Annotated in this window: 19 protein-coding genes and 1 other annotated feature; of the genes, 6 read left to right on the forward strand and 13 right to left on the reverse strand. The window is 53.3% G+C overall.

What is annotated here, in order from left to right; all coding sequences use genetic code 11:
- The 3 genes from ilvN to ivbL all read right to left on the reverse strand — a co-directional run bounded on the left by ilvN (position 1) and on the right by ivbL (position 2189).
- The gene (ilvN, locus tag FDW96_RS14665; protein WP_003023914.1) at positions 1-291 is read right to left on the reverse strand and encodes an acetolactate synthase small subunit; all 291 of its coding nucleotides are present in this window, start codon (positions 289-291) and stop codon (positions 1-3) included.
- 3 nt (positions 292-294) lie between these two features.
- Positions 295-1983: an acetolactate synthase large subunit gene (gene ilvB / locus FDW96_RS14670; protein ID WP_137365885.1), complete on the reverse strand. Its 1689-nt coding sequence runs from the start codon at positions 1981-1983 to the stop codon at positions 295-297.
- A gap of 107 nt (positions 1984-2090) precedes the next feature.
- Entirely contained in the window at positions 2091-2189 is a 99-nt protein-coding gene (gene ivbL / locus FDW96_RS14675; RefSeq protein ID WP_003827118.1) for an ilvB operon leader peptide IvbL, read from the reverse strand.
- Positions 2190-2711: 522 nt separating this feature from the next.
- On the opposite strand from ivbL, the gene tisB reads away from it, so the two are divergent.
- The 3 genes from tisB to emrD all read left to right on the forward strand — a co-directional run bounded on the left by tisB (position 2712) and on the right by emrD (position 5136).
- Positions 2712-2801, forward strand: a complete 90-nt coding sequence (tisB, locus tag FDW96_RS14685) for a type I toxin-antitoxin system toxin TisB (protein WP_137365886.1) — start codon at positions 2712-2714, stop codon at positions 2799-2801.
- A gap of 123 nt (positions 2802-2924) precedes the next feature.
- Positions 2925-3758 carry a DMT family transporter gene (locus FDW96_RS14690; RefSeq protein WP_042311473.1) on the forward strand — a complete coding sequence of 278 codons (834 nt, stop codon included), beginning with the start codon at positions 2925-2927 and terminating at the stop codon, positions 3756-3758.
- Between the two features lie 193 nt (positions 3759-3951).
- On the forward strand, positions 3952-5136 hold the full coding sequence (gene emrD, locus FDW96_RS14695) for a multidrug efflux MFS transporter EmrD (RefSeq protein WP_038635685.1): 1185 nt from the start codon (positions 3952-3954) through the stop codon (positions 5134-5136).
- Here the strand turns inward: emrD and FDW96_RS14700 are convergent.
- Together FDW96_RS14700 and dsdC are read right to left on the reverse strand one after the other, a co-directional pair.
- Complete coding sequence (locus FDW96_RS14700; protein ID WP_061380867.1) at positions 5063-6145, reverse strand: cellulase family glycosylhydrolase; 1083 nt, start codon at positions 6143-6145, stop codon at positions 5063-5065. The genes emrD and FDW96_RS14700 overlap by 74 nt on opposite strands.
- Before the next feature lie 78 nt (positions 6146-6223).
- The gene (dsdC, locus tag FDW96_RS14705; RefSeq protein WP_069323826.1) at positions 6224-7150 is read right to left on the reverse strand and encodes a DNA-binding transcriptional regulator DsdC; all 927 of its coding nucleotides are present in this window, start codon (positions 7148-7150) and stop codon (positions 6224-6226) included.
- A 228-nt stretch (positions 7151-7378) separates the two neighbouring features.
- Here dsdC and dsdX point away from each other — a divergent pair, with 228 nt between their 5' ends.
- Complete coding sequence (gene dsdX / locus FDW96_RS14710) at positions 7379-8716, forward strand: D-serine transporter DsdX (protein ID WP_137365887.1); 1338 nt, start codon at positions 7379-7381, stop codon at positions 8714-8716.
- Between the two features lie 17 nt (positions 8717-8733).
- Positions 8734-10056: a D-serine ammonia-lyase gene (dsdA, locus tag FDW96_RS14715; protein WP_137349168.1), complete on the forward strand. Its 1323-nt coding sequence runs from the start codon at positions 8734-8736 to the stop codon at positions 10054-10056.
- An 11-nt stretch (positions 10057-10067) separates the two neighbouring features.
- Here dsdA and FDW96_RS14720 read toward each other — a convergent pair whose 3' ends face one another.
- From FDW96_RS14720 to ibpA, 7 genes are all read right to left on the reverse strand, one after another.
- Positions 10068-10580, reverse strand: a complete 513-nt coding sequence (locus FDW96_RS14720; RefSeq protein ID WP_137361458.1) for a radical SAM protein — start codon at positions 10578-10580, stop codon at positions 10068-10070.
- Positions 10581-10594: 14 nt separating this feature from the next.
- Positions 10595-10957 carry a DUF202 domain-containing protein gene (locus tag FDW96_RS14725; protein ID WP_137365888.1) on the reverse strand — a complete coding sequence of 121 codons (363 nt, stop codon included), beginning with the start codon at positions 10955-10957 and terminating at the stop codon, positions 10595-10597.
- Positions 10947-11294, reverse strand: coding sequence for a YidH family protein (locus FDW96_RS14730; protein ID WP_061380863.1), 348 nt, complete (start codon positions 11292-11294; stop codon positions 10947-10949). The genes FDW96_RS14725 and FDW96_RS14730 overlap by 11 nt, the downstream gene beginning before the upstream one ends.
- A gap of 152 nt (positions 11295-11446) precedes the next feature.
- A complete protein-coding gene (locus tag FDW96_RS14735; protein WP_042311454.1) occupies positions 11447-13108 on the reverse strand; it encodes a putative transporter in 1662 nt (553 codons plus the stop codon).
- A 122-nt stretch (positions 13109-13230) separates the two neighbouring features.
- The gene (dinD, locus tag FDW96_RS14740) at positions 13231-14049 is read right to left on the reverse strand and encodes a DNA damage-inducible protein D (RefSeq protein ID WP_061380861.1); all 819 of its coding nucleotides are present in this window, start codon (positions 14047-14049) and stop codon (positions 13231-13233) included.
- Positions 14050-14184: 135 nt separating this feature from the next.
- On the reverse strand, positions 14185-14613 hold the full coding sequence (gene ibpB, locus FDW96_RS14745; protein ID WP_006687721.1) for a small heat shock chaperone IbpB: 429 nt from the start codon (positions 14611-14613) through the stop codon (positions 14185-14187).
- Between the two features lie 92 nt (positions 14614-14705).
- A complete protein-coding gene (gene ibpA, locus FDW96_RS14750; protein ID WP_006687722.1) occupies positions 14706-15119 on the reverse strand; it encodes a small heat shock chaperone IbpA in 414 nt (137 codons plus the stop codon).
- Positions 15113-15185 (reverse strand) — a sequence feature (ROSE (Repression Of Heat Shock gene Expression) occurs in the 5'-region of heat shock genes and acts as an RNA thermometer to modulate expression.). Its footprint overlaps the gene before it by 7 nt.
- A 235-nt stretch (positions 15186-15420) precedes the next feature.
- Here ibpA and FDW96_RS14755 point away from each other — a divergent pair.
- Positions 15421-15756, forward strand: coding sequence for a YceK/YidQ family lipoprotein (locus tag FDW96_RS14755; RefSeq protein ID WP_042311449.1), 336 nt, complete (start codon positions 15421-15423; stop codon positions 15754-15756).
- Here FDW96_RS14755 and FDW96_RS14760 read toward each other — a convergent pair whose 3' ends face one another.
- Positions 15757-16983 carry a DUF3748 domain-containing protein gene (locus FDW96_RS14760; RefSeq protein WP_137365889.1) on the reverse strand — a complete coding sequence of 409 codons (1227 nt, stop codon included), beginning with the start codon at positions 16981-16983 and terminating at the stop codon, positions 15757-15759.
- Positions 16984-17043: the final 60 nt, after the last annotated feature.

Genomic DNA, 17043 nt, shown 5'->3' on the forward strand with positions numbered 1-17043 from the left:
TCACTCAAAGAAGACGGTGATTTTGTTAAACATCGACGGGTCGGATTGGTTGCGGGCGACTTTCACCACATCTTCCAGTTTGTCGATCTGGCTTATCATCTGCTCCAGACGCTGATCGTCGTTGACCAGTAGCCAGATGCGGCTCTTATCGCTGTCCTGAATCGGTAGACAGAGAATGCCTTCCACGTTGAACGCGCGGCGGGCAAACAGCCCGCAGACGTGGGTCATTACGCCCGGATGGTTGCGCACGGTGAGTTCCAGGATTACGTTGTCATGAGTCTGCTGTTGCATGGCTTATTCCCCCACCATTTCAGTGTTTGCCGCACCCGGCGGCACCATCGGGTACACTTTTTCTTCGGCGTCGATACGCACGTGGATCAGCGCAGGTCCAGGCCGATTAATCATTTCCTGCAACGCTGCCTGTGGGTCTGCTTCGTTATTCAAATCACAAGTTTCCAGACCAAAACCAGCTGCGATCTGCATAAAGTTAATCATCCCCGGATAGGTCGCAGCAAAAACACCCTGCTTATAGAACAGGCTCTGCTGCTGATATACCAGACCCAACGCTTCGTTATTCATCAGGATGATTTTAATATCCAGCTGATTTTCGCTGGCTGTCGCCATTTCCTGAATATTCATCATCAGGCTACCGTCGCCGGAGAAGCACAGCACTTTTTTATCCGGGTTCGCCAGCGCCGCGCCAATGGCCGCCGGCAGACCAAATCCCATGGTACCAAGACCGCCAGAGGTCAGCCACTGACGCGGACGGTTCAGCGGGTAGGCCTGCGCCGCCCACATCTGATGCTGCCCGACATCGGTGGTGATAATGGCGCTGTCATCCACGCATGCCGCCACCGCATTGATCAGCCCATAGTGACTGAGCGGGTCGCTTTCCTGCGGAATGGCGCAAGGAAATTCACGTTGTAAATCGGCCACCATTTGATGCCACGGCTCTCGCGGCTGGGCCTCAACCAATGGGATCAGCTGCGCCAGAACCTCATCGACATCCGCCTGAATCGCTACATGCGGCTGTTTGATTTTACCCAGCTCCGCACGGTCGATATCCACGTGGATGATTTTAGCGTTCGGGCAGAACTGTTCGGTTTTACCAATCGCCCGGTCATCAAAACGTGCGCCCAGAACAATCAGTAAATCAGCTTCTTGCAGAATAAAGTTGGTGCTGCGCGCGCCGTGCATACCCAGCATGCCTAAAGACAGCGGATGCGTCTTTGGCAGCATGCCCAGCGCCATCAAGGTCATGGTGGTAGGCAGCATGGCTTTTTCGGCCAGTTCACGCACGCGTGCGGGCGCGTTAATCACGCCGCCGCCGAGGTACAGTACCGGACGCTGTGCGGCGTTAATCATGGCTGCGGCATCGCGAATGCTGTCCTGACTGAACGCCGGCGCCGCCATTTTCTGCGCGGGTTCCGGCATCTCTTCAATTTCAAATACGCCGGTTTGAATATCCTTAGGAATGTCTATCCACACCGGGCCTGGACGTCCGGACTGCGCAATGCGGAATGCATCGCTCATGACCTGAGGTAATTCATTGATATGGCGGACCAGATAGTTGTGTTTGGTGATGGGGATAGAAATACCGTAGGTATCGACTTCCTGGAAGGCATCGGTACCGATCATCGAGGCCGGAACCTGCCCGGTGATACACACCAGCGGGATGGAATCCAGACGAGCATCGGCAATCGCGGTAACCAGGTTGGTGGCGCCCGGCCCGCTACAAGCCATACACACGGCGGGTTTACCATCGGTTCGTGCCATGCCTTGCGCGATAAACCCCGCACCCTGCTCGTGGCGCGCCAGGATATGACGGATTTTCGTGCTTTGGCTTAACGCGTCATAGACGGGAAGGATCGATCCGCCAGGGATACCGGTGACTACCTGGATTCCCTGACGTTCCAGGAAATGAACGATGAATTCTGCGCCCGTAAAACGCGTACGCTTGGATGTTATGCCCGAACTTGCCATGCTCCAGTCCTTTTATTCTGGGCCTTTGCTCCGGGCAGGTCTCTTAAACGAAAAACCCCGCCCGGTTTGCGCCGGCGGGGTTTTGGAATCGTGTGTTGATCCGGACCCTACGGCGCATTGCCGACGACCACCACCACACGCACGACGACCGCTGCGCGAGATGGCGCAGTTTTTAGTAGGGTCGCAGTCAGCATGGAAGGGTTCATTAGGGACCTGTCTGTTTGTTGATTAACTGGATTTATACAAACACAGGTTTTTCAGCGTGACAATGGAAAAATTTTCATCTGCACAAAAATGCGTCAACGATCACATTTCACTATACGGTGTTGAAAAACAAAAAACCCCGCCGGAGCGAGGTTCTTTTCAGCGTTGTGCGGTTGGTAGCCGCCGAGCACACTGTGTTATGTCAACGAGAAAAGTATACGCGCTCCGCGAAGAACACGCAATTTCGGCACGAATTTTGATGATATTGAGTATGGCCTAATGTTGACGTTACGTCCACAAAATACTGTTAATTTATACAGTACTTATCTATAATATTTCGGTACGCAATGTGTTATGCGGGGGCCGCATCGTAAACCGGCGCATCAAAGTCCTGGCTGAAACGGGTGGTGCCGTCAGCGCCTTAACCCCCGTGCGAGCACACTGTGTTATGTCAACAAAGGTGCTGGCAACAGGCAGCGGCGAGGTACGCCAGCACCGTGCTCCTTGTACCAAAAGGAGAGCGTATGAGCCTCGTGGATATCGCTATTCTTATCCTCAAACTCATTGTTGTAGCACTGCAACTACTTGATGCCGTTCTGAAATACGTTAAGTAATTCAGATTCAAGTCGCACCTAAGGGGAGCGGGTAACACTCCGCTCCCCTTTCACCTTTTCCCTGGTGCTTGTCACGCGTCAATATGTTACGTTTTTATGACATTCTCAGGGAAGAATTCCGCCATGACGCTTTCTGTTTTCTGCATTTTGCTGTTCGCCGCGCTGCTGCATGCCAGCTGGAATGCCATTGTTAAGGCTGGAAACGATAAACTGTACTCGGCGATCGGCGTCAGCGGCTCAGCTGCGATTATGGCTTTGATCTGCTTACCCTTTGCGCCTCAGCCTTCTGCCGCCAGCCTGCCGTTTTTGGCTGTCTCAACGGCCTTACAAGTGGTGTACACGGTTCTTGTCGCCAAAACCTATCAGGTTTCAGATATGAGTCAGACCTACCCTTTGATGCGCGGCACCGCACCATTGCTGGTTGCGATTATCAGCGTCCTGTTCCTTGGCGATAGTCTCTCTACGCTTGCCTGGGTGGGGATTGCCACCATCTGCCTGGCTATTCTCGGCATGGCATTTAACGGGCGCAGCAGCTCGCAACGCGGGATCGTATTGGCACTCATTAACGCCTGCTTTATTGCCGGTTACACGCTGGTCGACGGCACCGGGGTACGCTTATCAGAAACCGCGCTGGGTTATACGCTGTGGACCTTCTTTCTGAACGGTTCTTGCCTGCTCACCTGGGCGATGATCGCCAGACGCCGGGAAGCGTCACGCTATCTGGTACAGCAGTGGAAGAAAGGTATTCTTGGCGGGATTGGCACAATGGGTTCCTACGGACTGGCGCTGTGGGCCATGACCCAGGCGCCGTTGGCGGTGGTCGCTGCGCTACGTGAAACTTCCATCCTGTTTGGTGCGCTGCTCGCCTGGCTGCTGCTGAAAGAAAAGGTTGCCGGAGTGCGTCTTGTCGCGGCCGCAGGTATTGCCATAGGCGCGGTTTTGCTACGCTTGTCATGATTTGTTGGTCGACCTGATGCAATCCGGCAACATTTGTTGCCGTTTTTTGTTTACATTTCCTGCCGTTCATCGCTTAAACATTCCAGCCTACTATCTGGCCTTCTTTTTCTGTTGTGGTAGATTCCACGCGCATTTACGGGAAAGTGCAGCACCTTATTCTTATTTTTTCACTTTTTTAAAAGTTATCAGCGAAATGAAAAGGCATAGAAGCGTCAATTTGTTGTTGATGTTGGTATTACTGGTGGCGGTTGGACAGATGGCACAAACCATTTATATCCCCGCGATTGCTGATATGGCGCGTGAACTGAACGTTCGCGAAGGGGCAGTGCAGAGCGTGATGGCCGCCTATCTGCTGACCTACGGCCTGTCACAACTGTTTTACGGCCCACTTTCCGATCGTGTTGGCCGCCGTCCGGTGATCCTCGCCGGGATGTCTATTTTTATGCTGGCCACGCTGGTTGCCATTACCACCCATAGCCTGACGGTACTGATTATCGCTAGCGCGATTCAGGGGATGGGGACGGGCGTCGGTGGTGTGATGGCGCGAACCTTGCCACGAGACCTGTATGAAGGTACACAGCTTCGTCACGCCAACAGTTTGCTGAATATGGGGATCCTGGTCAGTCCGCTGCTGGCACCGCTGATTGGCGGTATGCTGGATACCGTGTGGAACTGGCGCGCTTGCTATATTTTTCTGCTGATTCTGTGCGCGGGCGTCACGTTTAGCATGGCGCGCTGGATGCCGGAAACGCGCCCGGCAGGCGCGCCGCGTCCACGGCTTATCGCCAGTTACAAGACACTGTTTGGCAACAGCTCTTTCACCTGTTACGTGCTAATGCTGATCGGCGGTCTGGCGGGCGTTGCGGTCTTCGAAGCCTGCTCTGGGGTATTATTGGGCGCAAGGCTGGGTTTAAGCAGCATGGTGGTCAGTATCCTGTTTATTCTGCCTATTCCGGCGGCGTTTTTCGGCGCCTGGTTCGCCGGTCGCCCGAACAAGCGTTTCTCAACGCTGATGTGGCAGTCGGTTATCTGCTGTCTGGTCGCCGGTTTGATGATGTGGATCCCTGGCCTGTTCGATGTGATGAACGTCTGGACGCTGCTGGTTCCCGCCGCGCTGTTTTTCTTCGGCGCCGGGATGTTGTTTCCGCTGGCAACCAGCGGCGCAATGGAGCCTTTCCCGTTCCTGGCGGGCACTGCCGGCGCGCTGGTCGGAGGATTACAAAACATTGGTTCCGGCGTGCTGGCATGGTTCTCTGCGATGCTGCCGCAGACCGGACAAGCCAGTCTGGGCCTGTTGATGACCCTTATGGGGCTGCTGATTTTTGTGTGCTGGCTTCCGCTGGCGTCACGCGTGTCGCATCAGGGGCAGGCGGTTTAAGCGCATGATGGCCCGGTTTATCGCCGGGCTTGTCACATTCAGGCGCAATCATCGTCGTCAGCAACGGCTCCAGTGCCGGACGCCAGGCTCCCTCCTCGCCATCATAGAACTGCGTATCCGCATTGATAGCATAGGGAATCTTCGCTTTCTTCAGCTCACACGCCATAAAACGGGCGAAGGCCATTTGCGCAGCAGATGGCCCATTTTTAATGGTTTCTCCCGGCGACCAGCCGCCTACCCAACTCACGTGACCGGTTTTCTGCTGCCAGCGAATGGCGGTATTGATACGGGCGCGAATAGCCGTCTTTTCAGCCGCAGTCCCGGACGTCCATGGGTATTTGCCGTTATTTTTCAGCGGCCCCCACGGGAAGATGTGCCATTCGGCCAGCACGGTATTCTGGCTTTGCGGCGGTAACTTCAGGTTCGGCAGCTCTTCCGGCGCGGCACGCAGTCGCGGCGCGATGAAGATCATCCGTTGCGGGTCAATAGTGTGGATGGTGCGAATCGTTTTGTCATACACCCGGTTGAGCGATGCCTGATTATGGTTGAGCTTATCCGCAGGTTCATAAATCAGGTCAAAACCCAGTAGCGGCGAACGTTGACCAAAGTAATGCGCCACCGCCACCCACCAGTTAACCACCTCTTTTTCATTACCGGCGCTGGGGTCTTGTTTATATTCATCCGCCTGGTAAGCAATAATCGGGATTACGCCATACTGCTCGCAGGCTTCGACCAGCTTGCGCAGATGAATTAGTCTGGCTTCTGTCGGTTCTCCCGCCACGCGGATACGCACATGAGAAATGCCTTTCGCCCTGAAATCCCGCACCACCAGCGGATCGAACTCACGGATGCCACGCTCGGTTCGCGCCCAATCTACGTCCATCCCGACCCCAAGCTGCTGCGCATACGACGCCGCCGTCAGCGCTGGTGGTGCTGCACACACGGTGGCGCTGGCGAAGAGTAACAGGGAAACAATCGACTTTAACACGCTCGTCCTTACGCAAATCATCAGGAGTGATATCACGTATTTAGCATGCTTTTTCACTTTCCGTGTAGAGAGAAAGCGTAAAAAATATGCATGACCCGCTTATTTAACCTGCTCCTGTAGCCAGCCAATAAATGCCTCGATTTTCGGCCACTGCCTGCCGGGCAGCGTGGTGATGTAGTAATGCTGATGGCATTTCAGCGCCATATCGCCAAAAGGCGCGACCAGCTCTCCGCTATCGAGGCGTTTTTGCACCAGCCTTTTACGGCCCATCGCTACGCCGATGTGATTCATTGCCGCAATCACCGCTAAATCAGAACGATCGAAACCAATGCCCGACGATGTCGGCAAATTTACCGCAAAATGCTGCGCCCAGCTGTGCCATTCATCGGTCCCGGAATCGTTGCTCCATGCCTGTCTGTCATGCAGCAACGTACAGTGCGGCAAATTCACCAACGAGCCAGTGAGACCATAACGAGAGGCATAGTCCGGGCTGCAAACCGGCAGGATCTCTTCATCCATCAGAAAATGGTGTGTGAGCTGGGCGGAGGGCGCATCGTCAAAATAGATCGCCAGATCGATTCCGGCACGCTGCAGGTTGACGTTGTCATTCCCGGTCAGCATGGTCAGCGAAATCGACGGATAGCGACGGGTGAAGTCGCCGAGCGCCGGAACCAGCCAGCACTGGGCGATGGAGGGCCGTGAGTACACGGTGAGCGTTCCCGACAGCTCCTGATTTTTGATATCAAGGATTTCCTGGTTGAGTGTGTCCAGCGACGATTTCAGCGCCCAGAACACCCGTTTACCCTCGTGGGTCAGTTCCACTTTGCGGTGAGAACGGACAAACAGCTGAATACCCAGTTCATCTTCCAACTGATTAATGCGGTGGCTGACGGCGCTGGGGCTTAATGACAGCTCGTCTGCCGCCAAAGCAAATGACTGATGGCGAGCCGCCACTTCAAAGGTATACAGCTTTGACAGCTGCCAGCCGTTGAGCAGTCGGTTTCTGACTTCGCGTAGGGGATCCATATTCATCTCTGTCATCCTGAATTATGGGTCGAAGTGTAAAAAAAACCGCTGTAAAAATCAGCACAAAGGTGAATCAGAGTGAACCATATCGCATTAATGACGCGTAATTAGACGTAAATCACTTAATTGATGCAATTTAGCTCATGTGAAAGAGGATTTATATCGTTTGTCAGACCCTGCCTTATTTTTGTCCAATAACCCCAGGTTAATCACAGGGCAAGGTGAGCTATGCACTCTCAAATCTGGGTTGTGAGCACGCTGCTGATAAGCATCGTGTTAATCGTTTTGACCATCGTGAAGTTCAAATTCCACCCGTTTCTGGCGCTGCTGTTAGCCAGCTTCTTCGTGGGTACGATGATGGGTATGGGGCCGCTGGATATGGTCAATGCCATTGAGAGCGGCATCGGCGGTACGCTGGGCTTCCTCGCCGCGGTTATCGGCCTCGGGACCATTCTGGGCAAAATGATGGAAGTGTCCGGCGCGGCAGAACGCATTGGCCTGACGTTACAGCGCTGCCGCTGGCTTTCCGCCGACGTCATTATGGTGCTGGTCGGGCTGATTTGCGGGATCACGCTGTTTGTTGAAGTCGGCGTGGTACTGTTGATTCCGCTGGCTTTTTCGATTGCCAAAAAGACCAATACTTCACTGCTGAAGCTGGCAATCCCACTGTGTACGGCGCTGATGGCGGTGCACTGTGTGGTGCCGCCGCATCCGGCCGCTTTGTTCGTCGCGAATAAGCTGGGTGCGGACATTGGCAGCGTAATTGTTTACGGTTTACTGGTGGGCTTAATGGCCTCGCTTATCGGCGGGCCGCTGTATCTGAAATTCCTCGGTAACCGCCTGCCTTTTAAACCGGTGCCGGCTGAGTTTTCCGACCTTAAAGTTCGCGACGAAAGTACGCTGCCGTCGCTGGGCGCAACGCTGTTTACCGTCCTGTTGCCGATTGGCCTGATGCTGGTCAAAACCGTTGCTGAGTTGAACATGGCGAAAGGCAGCACGCTGTATACGCTGCTGGAGTTTATTGGTAACCCGATCACCGCGATGTTTATTGCCGTCTTCGTGGCCTACTACATTCTCGGTCTGCGTCAGCACATCGGCATGGGCACGCTGCTGACCCACACTGAAAACGGTTTTGGCTCGATTGCCAACATTCTGCTGATTATCGGCGCAGGCGGCGCATTCAACGCTATCCTCAAGAGCAGCGGGCTGGCCGATACCCTCGCGCTGATTCTCTCGAACATGCATATGCACCCGATTCTGCTGGCGTGGCTGGTGGCGTTAATTCTGCACGCTGCAGTGGGCTCTGCCACGGTCGCGATGATGGGGGCCACGGCAATCGTAGCGCCGATGCTGCCGCTCTACCCTGACGTTAGCCCGGAGATCATCGCCATTGCGATTGGTTCCGGCGCCATTGGCTGCACGATCGTCACAGATTCCCTCTTCTGGCTGGTCAAGCAATACTGCGGCGCTACCCTGAATGAGACGTTTAAATACTATACGACCGCGACATTTATCGCGTCCGTTATTGCACTGGCTTGCACATTCCTGCTTTCCTTTATTATCTAAGCGCGAAGAGACTGACTATGGAAAACATTCAAACACTTATCGCCCAGTATCCTTTAGTGGAAGATCTGGTGGCTCTCAAAGAGACGGCCTGGTTTAACCCTGGCACCACCTCTCTTGCGGAAGGTTTACCCTATGTTGGCCTGACCGAACACGATGTTCAGGATGCCCATGCCCGGCTGACGCGCTTCGCGCCATATCTGGCGCAGGCATTCCCGGAAACCGCAGCTACTGGCGGCATTATCGAATCCGAGCTGGCCGCAATCCCGGCGATGCAAAAACGGCTGGTAAAAGAGTACGGGCAGCCTATCCGCGGCGAAATCCTGCTGAAGAAAGACAGCCACCTGCCGATTTCCGGCTCAATTAAAGCGCGTGGCGGCATTTATGAAGTCCTGACCCACGCGGAAAAACTGGCGCTGGAAGCCGGAATGCTGACGACAGAAGATGATTACAGCATTCTGCTTTCACCTGAATCTAAACAGTTTTTCAGCCAGTACAGCATCGCAGTAGGCTCTACCGGCAACCTCGGGATGTCGATTGGCATTATGAGCGCCCGCATCGGCTTTAAGGTGACGGTGCATATGTCTGCCGACGCGCGCGCATGGAAAAAAGCCAAACTGCGCAGCCACGGCGTGACGGTCGTCGAATATGAAGAAGATTACGGGGTGGCGGTTGAACAGGGCCGCAAAGCGGCAGAGTCCGATCCGAACTGCTTCTTTATCGATGATGAAAACTCCCGCACGCTGTTTTTAGGTTACGCGGTGGCTGGTCAGCGTCTGAAGGCGCAGTTCGCGCAGCAGGGTCGCGTGGTGGATGCCGATCATCCGCTGTTTGTCTACCTGCCGTGCGGCGTCGGCGGCGGCCCTGGCGGGGTAGCGTTTGGTCTGAAGCTGGCATTTGGCGATAACGTGCACTGCTTCTTCGCCGAGCCAACCCATTCACCGTGCATGCTGCTGGGGATTTATACCGGGCTGCACGATACCATTTCCGTGCAGGATATTGGCATCGACAACCTGACGGCAGCTGATGGGCTGGCGGTGGGGCGCGCGTCCGGCTTTGTTGGCCGGGCGATGGAACGTCTGCTCGACGGTCTGTACACCCTGGACGATCAGACGATGTACGACATGCTGGGCTGGCTGGCGCAGGAAGAAGGGATTCGCCTTGAGCCTTCGGCGCTGGCAGGAATGGCCGGTCCGCAGCACGTTTGCGCCGCTGCTGACTATCAGCAGATGCACGGCTTCAGCGCGGACCAGCTCAATAACGCCACGCATCTGGTGTGGGCGACCGGCGGCGGCATGGTACCAGAAGCCGAAATGGCGCAGTATCTGGCCAAAGGGCGCTAACGCCGCTGAGCTTAACGCAGCATCGCCATCAGTTCCATCGGTGAGCGATGCTGCTTAAGCAGATCGCGCATCACGCGCATATGCGGGGCGGTATGGTTGAAGAAAGCCTGATATCCTGTACACAGCACGCCCTTTCCATTCTCCTCGCGATACGCAGGACAATCGCCATGGTAGTACTGAAACAAAGAGCATGCCTGACAGCGCGTATTCTGCAGTGTCATCGTCTGGCATTCAAACAGTGCCGTCCGACCACACCACTGGCGTAGCGTATTATCGAAAAGCTGAATAGATATTTGATTAATATCTTCACGTACCCAAATATCAAATATCGCAATTAAAAATCGTCCCCACTCCTCCGGTGTCACTGAATCTTCAGTCAGGTAACCTGAACCATCGCGCTTAATCAAAGGCGTAAACTGTACGAGGCGAACTTTTCCTTGTTGCAAACCACGGTACAATTCAACCGGTTGTAAACTTTTCTGGTGGTCAATCACCATTTCTAAAACGTCATCACTAACATCCATGTTCTCACATCCTGTCATGCAAAATTCTCGATAAATACGATAAGTTGGCGAACATGCGTTACAGCAAACAGTATTGCGAAGGATAACACCGCGAGGGAGATCATAAATTTGTCACGCACCGCGCGAGATTCAGAAAAATCACTATCATTCACATCCATGAGATTACGACTGCGGGTGTAACGCCAGAGAATAATCGCCACCAACGTCAGTATGACGATCGATATCCAGAACAGCGCTCCAGCCTGATGCCAGTTGTGCTTAATCGCCAACGCCATTAACGCGCCATAACCCAACAACGTACGAAACCAGGCCAACGATGTGCGCTCCGGTTGTAGCCCCGGATCGGCGATACGTCGCGATTTACGGCTATCCGGCATACAGCACCAGCGCCATAACTATCACCGCTACAATCGTCAGCATTGCACTGATAATGAGCAGACTGTGGGTGTAAGGCAAATCCTCTTTCAGGCGCATCGCCTTTTCATTACGCAACCAGCGCAAATAACCATAAATAGCCAGACCGCCGGCAAACAGACACAGCAACAGGGCCAATACTTCGCGAATAACCGGCGTGGCGAAATCCGGAGCCAGTTGATCCAAACCAACGCCAGCGGCCAGAAACCCTAACGCGGTACGGATCCATGCCAGAAATGTGCGTTCATTTGCCAGCGAGAAGCGGTAATCCGGCGCTTCCCCAAGGCGGGAAATCTTCATGACGGCTCCTTCAATGTTGTTGTCTGGTTGTTATACCGGAACAGTTCAGGAGAGGGAACGTAATGTAATGAGACAATGGAAAAGAGAGATGTGGCGAATAGCGACTTGCATCGTATCCGACCTGCAGAAGATGCAGGCCGGACACGCGTTCTTTATCCCATTCCCCAGAAGATCACCGCCAGCAGCTGTGGGGTGATAATCCTCAGGAACATCACCAGCGGATAAACGGTAGCATAGGAGAGCGCCGCCGCCCCGCTGGTGGCATGCAGGTTGTTAGCAAACGCCAGCGCGGGGGGATCGGTCATCGAACCCGCCAGCATACCGCACAGCGTCAGATAGTTCATTTTGGCGAAGATACGCGCCAGCAGTCCCACGGTAATCAGCGGAATGGCGGTAATAAAAATACCGTACCCGACCCAGCTCAGCCCATCCCCCTGAGTCAGCGTATTAACAAAATCACCGCCAGATTTCAGGCCAACCACCGCAAGAAACAGCACAATACCTAACTCTCGCAGCGCCAGGTTAGCGCTGGGAGGCATAAACCAGTACAGCTTACCAATGCTGCCGATACGCCCAAGAATTAAGGCCATGATCAGTGGTCCACCGGCCAAACCCAATTTTAACGCTACCGGGAAACCCGGGATGAAAAGCGGGATGGAACCCAATAGGACACCCAGTCCAATACCGATAAATACCGGCAGCATCTGCACCTGCTGCAGTTTTTGCTGGGCGTTGCCGACAACATTGGCAACGGCATCAATGGACGCGGGACGCCCCACCAGATTGAGGATATCCCCGAATTGCAGGCTGGCATCGCTGCTGGCCACCAGCTCAACGCCCGCACGGTTCAGACGGGAGATAACCACGTCATAACGTTCTTTAAAATGCAGGTCGCGGATACGTTTACCCAACACCTGTTCATTAGTCACCACCACGCGTTCAACGCGTAAATCGGTACCTCGCGTCGACAGCGATGTGTCCACCTCCTGCCCAATCACTACCTGCGCGTTGTGCAGATCGCCAGGCTGACCGACCAGGTGTAACAGGTCGCCCATCTGGATAATCGTCCCTGGCGACGGCACCATCAATGTCTCTTCACGCTTCAGACGCGAGCAGATGATTTTATCGCTGTTCAGAATTGGGACATCCTGAATCGCCATATTGTTGAGGTTCGGGTTTTCCACGCGGATGTTCATCGTCTGAATCAGCGCGTGTCCATTGGTCAACGTGGATTCATGCTGCTGAGCTTCAGCATCGACGTTAACGCGGAAAATAAGGCGCATCAGCCACATCGTGAGCAAAATACCGCAGATACCAAAAGGATAAGCCATGGCATAGCTCATCCCCATCTGGTCTACAATATCTGCTGGCGTCCCCAGATCGCGCAGAATTTGCTGCCCCGCCCCCAGCGCCGGCGTATTGGTGACCGCGCCGGAGAATATCCCCAGCACCACCGGAAGGGGAATGGCAAAAATCTTATGCAGGATCGCGGTGACCAGGCCACCCATGATGACAATCAGTACGGCGAACAGATTCAGCCGCAGCCCGGAAACGCGCAGTGACGCAAAAAATCCCGGCCCCACCTGAATACCGATGGTGTAGACGAAAAGAATCAGGCCAAATTCCTGAATGAAATGCAGCATGTCGCCGCTCAGGGTCATCCCTGCCTGATCGACAAAATGTCCGACAATAATACCGCCGAACAGCACCCCTCCGATGCCAAAACCAACGCCACGTATTTTTATGTTGCCGATCCATAATCCGACAACCGCCACCAACGCCAGAACGCTGACCGTCAATGCTATATCACTCATTATCCTGTTCCCTGTGAATAACATTTCATTTAACGAGGATTATGACTGAACCGTTCAGGCATGAATGCAGAGTGGCGCACATTATCATGCTACAGAGCGCCAATAAGCGCTTAAGAAGGGCGTTATTTAGCGTTTTTCTTCACGTCGATTTGTAGTTGCTGAATGCTTTTTTCTGGCAATGGCAGCGCTTCCGGCATCGTGCCACCCAGTTCATGAATAGTCTGGCGAACTTTGCGTCCCACCTCGTAATGCGTCTGATTAGCTTGCTGTTTGGTGTTAACAGAGTCTCTGCGCAGTTTGTCTTCCGTTTGCGTTGCCCGAAACAGATTTGCCGCCAGCTCTGTAGACCCCATGTAATCGAGAATTTTCTGGCTTTTCCTCAACCCTTTACGTTCATGAATCGCTCGCTGATCTAAACCACCATAAAGCCCCTTGTAACCATGGTTTTGAAAGATAGCAAAATCGAAAGCGGTCTCTACGCCAGCAAGTTGTGCGGTTTCAACCAGATGCTTATTGTGTTCTTTTAGTTCATTGCGTAAGAACAAACGCTTTTCATCCTCACGCAGAGATTTAAAAGCAGCATCATCGGCCAACTCCTGACGTCGGGTTTGAATGGCAAAGTAGGTTTGCCCGGCCGCGATAACAGGTTTCGCGGGATCACCATTTTGCACGACCAGATAACAGGCGTAGCGGGAGAGTTTTACGTCTTTTAATTCCCGACTAGCTCCTGACCCAATTCGTACCATTGCGAGGATCTCCTCGAAATGGTCACTCTCTAATTGACCACTGGCTACACATGACTCCGCAGCTTTCTTTATCACAGGTAGAAAATGTCGGTACTCTGAATATTCAAGAACCTTAGCTAATTCCCGGGCAGACCAATATTCGATCCCAGCATCATCAAACTGTTTCATAGCTTCAAATGGTTGATGTTCACTCATAAAAACATTCCTTCGTTAAGAGTATTGGTACTGGATATTTTTACAGTGAAACATTCGTTACAACAAGACAGTTTCATGTGTGCTGACGCACAAAAAAGCCCCGTCATTTCTGGCGGGGCAAAGGCATGGAGCTATTTAGCTATTTAATGCGGGACGTTCGCTGATGGCGATACGTTGTGGAGCAATGGTTTCAGGTTCATTACGGGTCAAATCGATATGCAGCAAGCCGTTAGTAAAGCTTGCGCCTGAGACCTCCATATTTTCAGCCAGCGTAAAGCTCAGACTGAACGGCTGAGTAACCAGCCCCTGGTGCAACCATTTTGTCTCTTTTTCCGGCTGCTGCGGTGTACCTTTCACGGTCAGGCGTGTGCCCTCCAGTTGAATATCCAGATCTTCCTGGCGGAAACCGGCTAACGCGAGGGTAATGCGGTAGTGGTTATCATCGCTCTTTTCGATGTTATAGGGTGGGAAGCTCTGGCTTTCACCGGCGTTTTGTAAGGCATTGGCCAGTTTGTCAAAACCGATCCATTGACGCAGCAGTGGGGATAAATCGTAGTTACGCATAATAATCTCCTTCTAAGAAGCGAGTAGGTACCTTTCGGCTCCCTGACGGCAAGCCGATTGCTTAGCAGGGCCGCCTGAAGCGGCCCACAGAATTAGTTGATTTCGATGCGGCGCGGTTTGTTCGCTTCGGGAATAACGCGCTCAAGATCGATATACAGCAGACCATTCACCAGGTTTGCGCCGCGAACATGAATGTTCTCCGCTAACTGGAACTTACGTTCGAAGTTGCGCTCGGCAATACCCTGATACAGGTAAGTACGTTCTTTTTGCTCATCCGCATGAGCGCCTTTTACCACCAGCAGATTGTCCTGAGCGGTAATTTCCAGCTCGCTTTCAGCGAAACCGGCAACAGCAATCGCAATGCGGTAATGGTTTTCGTCTACCAGCTCAACGTTGTACGGAGGGTAGCCGCCATTACTCTGGCTCTGGTTGTTTTCCAGCAGGTTAAACAGACGGTCAAAACCAATAGCAGAACGGTACAGCGGGGATAAATCAAAGTTACGCATAATCAATAGCTCCTGAAATCAGCGAGAATGTGAGACCTTCCATCATGGACAGGTCAGGTAGCCAGGACACCCATCAGGCATGCCCTTCTGTTGTCTACATCCTAAAAATGGGTCTTAAAACAAACTTTTCAAGCGTATTCATCTGACTTTTTTTGCAGTTTGTTGTCTATTGCATACACTGGGGAGAGCAGTTGTTATCGATAAATCGCGATAGCCGCCACAGTGCGACGAAATGGTGATGTTATTTTCGCAACGGATCGCTTTAACTCATCATGCAAACACGATGAAAACAGATGAATAAATGATGATAAAAAAAATGTTGGTAACACTGACAATGTGCAGCGGGATGGCGTTTTTGAGCGGCTGTTCCAGCATAATGTCACATACCGGAGGCAAGGAAGGGACGTATCCTGGCACACGCGCCAGCGCCACTATGATAAGCGAAAGTGATACGAATTGGGGAACGAAGTCGCTGGCGATTCTGGATATGCCTTTTACGGCGGTGCTTGATACCGTATTGCTTCCATGGGATCTCTTTCGTAAAGATAACTCGGTGAGATCCCGCGTAGAAAAGAGCGAGGAGAGAACCCAGGCCACGAACGCCGTTCTCCCCCCGGCGAAAATGCCTGCTCCTTAATTAACGCCCTGTTTCAGTCATCCACAATTGGCGGAAACCTTCGACGTCTTCCATCCACGCAACCCGTCGCCCATCAGGAGAGAAGACGACCGCATCGGCCGAGGGCGGGTTGCCGTGACGATCCGTTAAAAAATCAATCTCTCCCGTCTGAGCATCACAACAGGCGATTCTGTTTTCCAGCACAAACCCCAGCCATTTTCCCGACGGATGCCAGTTGAATGCTGACTGAATACCCGTGGCGCAGCAGGTAAGCTGACGCGGCTCACCACCTTGTGGTGAAATTAACCACAGCTGCACAACGCCATGGTTATCGCGCATTAAAAACGCAATTTCAGACGCCTGTGGATTACTGCGCACCCAGTGGCGCGGCTGATTCACCAGCCCCGGAAAGGTACGCTCATGAGTAAACGTCAGACGGCGTTGGTGAATGCCGGATGGCGGCGCAGGCATTGTCGCCTCTGTGCCCTCCAGCGGTACGTCACCCGGCTGTTTCCAGCCGCTTTCATTCTGTGGCAAATCAACGATAAACAGCTCCGGCACTTTCTCACCGGTAACTGACAACGTATCGCCGATAAACGCCAGTGTGCTATCACCCACCCAACCTTCTTCATAGGCTCGGTTTATTTCATCGCTCCCCGGTTTTGGCGCAGGCGTCGTTTGACTCACCAGCACGCACCAGCGGCTCCCGCTATATTCACGCGGATGCTGCGCGGATACGTTCACCGGACCATACGGCGCAGCCACGCCGACGTTACGTAAATCCAGCGCCGGAGAGCGTTCATGCAGCACATGGTCGTTATAAGTGAAACTGACAAACTCACCGCTCGGGCTAAAGACATGCACATGACTGCCGCCACGTAACGCACCAGGCGTGTACGGCGCGGTGATATCCATTGCATCCAGGTTAGTCACCTCAGCCTGCGAAACAATCACTCCACGGCGATGATGAAAATCGTAATCCCATGTTTCATCAGGATTTTCTGGTCCATGAATAAAAACATACTTTTCCGACTTTGGATGAACGGTCACCACGCCAACATGTGCCCCCTGGACGGCACGATAGATGACCTCAACCTCGCCGCTCTGTACATTCACGCGCTCGATGGTTTCACCGGTGAATGAGGCGCCGGAAGGACGCACGTCAAAGACCAGCCACTGACTGTCCGGGGTCCAGGTGTTGATATTAGTAAGCTGATGATTACGCGGCGTAAAGGTGATTTGCTTCATGGGATGCCCTGATACAAGACGATTTTAACAATCATACTTCACAAGCACTTCACTTTCAGG

Source organism: Citrobacter sp. TBCS-15 (assembly GCF_005280815.1).
GTDB lineage: Bacteria > Pseudomonadota > Gammaproteobacteria > Enterobacterales > Enterobacteriaceae > Citrobacter > Citrobacter werkmanii.

What these genes read in the sequence shown, in the direction of transcription:
- ilvN (WP_003023914.1), bottom strand. Translation starts at nt 291, where the DNA reads ATGCAACAGCAGACTCATGACAACGTAATCCTGGAACTCACCGTGCGC.
- ilvB (WP_137365885.1), bottom strand. Translation starts at nt 1,983, where the DNA reads ATGGCAAGTTCGGGCATAACATCCAAGCGTACGCGTTTTACGGGCGCA.
- ivbL (WP_003827118.1), bottom strand. Translation starts at nt 2,189, where the DNA reads ATGAACCCTTCCATGCTGACTGCGACCCTACTAAAAACTGCGCCATCT.
- tisB (WP_137365886.1), top strand. Translation starts at nt 2,712, where the DNA reads ATGAGCCTCGTGGATATCGCTATTCTTATCCTCAAACTCATTGTTGTA.
- FDW96_RS14690 (WP_042311473.1), top strand. Translation starts at nt 2,925, where the DNA reads ATGACGCTTTCTGTTTTCTGCATTTTGCTGTTCGCCGCGCTGCTGCAT.
- emrD (WP_038635685.1), top strand. Translation starts at nt 3,952, where the DNA reads ATGAAAAGGCATAGAAGCGTCAATTTGTTGTTGATGTTGGTATTACTG.
- FDW96_RS14700 (WP_061380867.1), bottom strand. Translation starts at nt 6,145, where the DNA reads ATGATTTGCGTAAGGACGAGCGTGTTAAAGTCGATTGTTTCCCTGTTA.
- dsdC (WP_069323826.1), bottom strand. Translation starts at nt 7,150, where the DNA reads ATGGATCCCCTACGCGAAGTCAGAAACCGACTGCTCAACGGCTGGCAG.
- dsdX (WP_137365887.1), top strand. Translation starts at nt 7,379, where the DNA reads ATGCACTCTCAAATCTGGGTTGTGAGCACGCTGCTGATAAGCATCGTG.
- dsdA (WP_137349168.1), top strand. Translation starts at nt 8,734, where the DNA reads ATGGAAAACATTCAAACACTTATCGCCCAGTATCCTTTAGTGGAAGAT.
- FDW96_RS14720 (WP_137361458.1), bottom strand. Translation starts at nt 10,580, where the DNA reads ATGGATGTTAGTGATGACGTTTTAGAAATGGTGATTGACCACCAGAAA.
- FDW96_RS14725 (WP_137365888.1), bottom strand. Translation starts at nt 10,957, where the DNA reads ATGCCGGATAGCCGTAAATCGCGACGTATCGCCGATCCGGGGCTACAA.
- FDW96_RS14730 (WP_061380863.1), bottom strand. Translation starts at nt 11,294, where the DNA reads ATGAAGATTTCCCGCCTTGGGGAAGCGCCGGATTACCGCTTCTCGCTG.
- FDW96_RS14735 (WP_042311454.1), bottom strand. Translation starts at nt 13,108, where the DNA reads ATGAGTGATATAGCATTGACGGTCAGCGTTCTGGCGTTGGTGGCGGTT.
- dinD (WP_061380861.1), bottom strand. Translation starts at nt 14,049, where the DNA reads ATGAGTGAACATCAACCATTTGAAGCTATGAAACAGTTTGATGATGCT.
- ibpB (WP_006687721.1), bottom strand. Translation starts at nt 14,613, where the DNA reads ATGCGTAACTACGATTTATCCCCACTGCTGCGTCAATGGATCGGTTTT.
- ibpA (WP_006687722.1), bottom strand. Translation starts at nt 15,119, where the DNA reads ATGCGTAACTTTGATTTATCCCCGCTGTACCGTTCTGCTATTGGTTTT.
- FDW96_RS14755 (WP_042311449.1), top strand. Translation starts at nt 15,421, where the DNA reads ATGATGATAAAAAAAATGTTGGTAACACTGACAATGTGCAGCGGGATG.
- FDW96_RS14760 (WP_137365889.1), bottom strand. Translation starts at nt 16,983, where the DNA reads ATGAAGCAAATCACCTTTACGCCGCGTAATCATCAGCTTACTAATATC.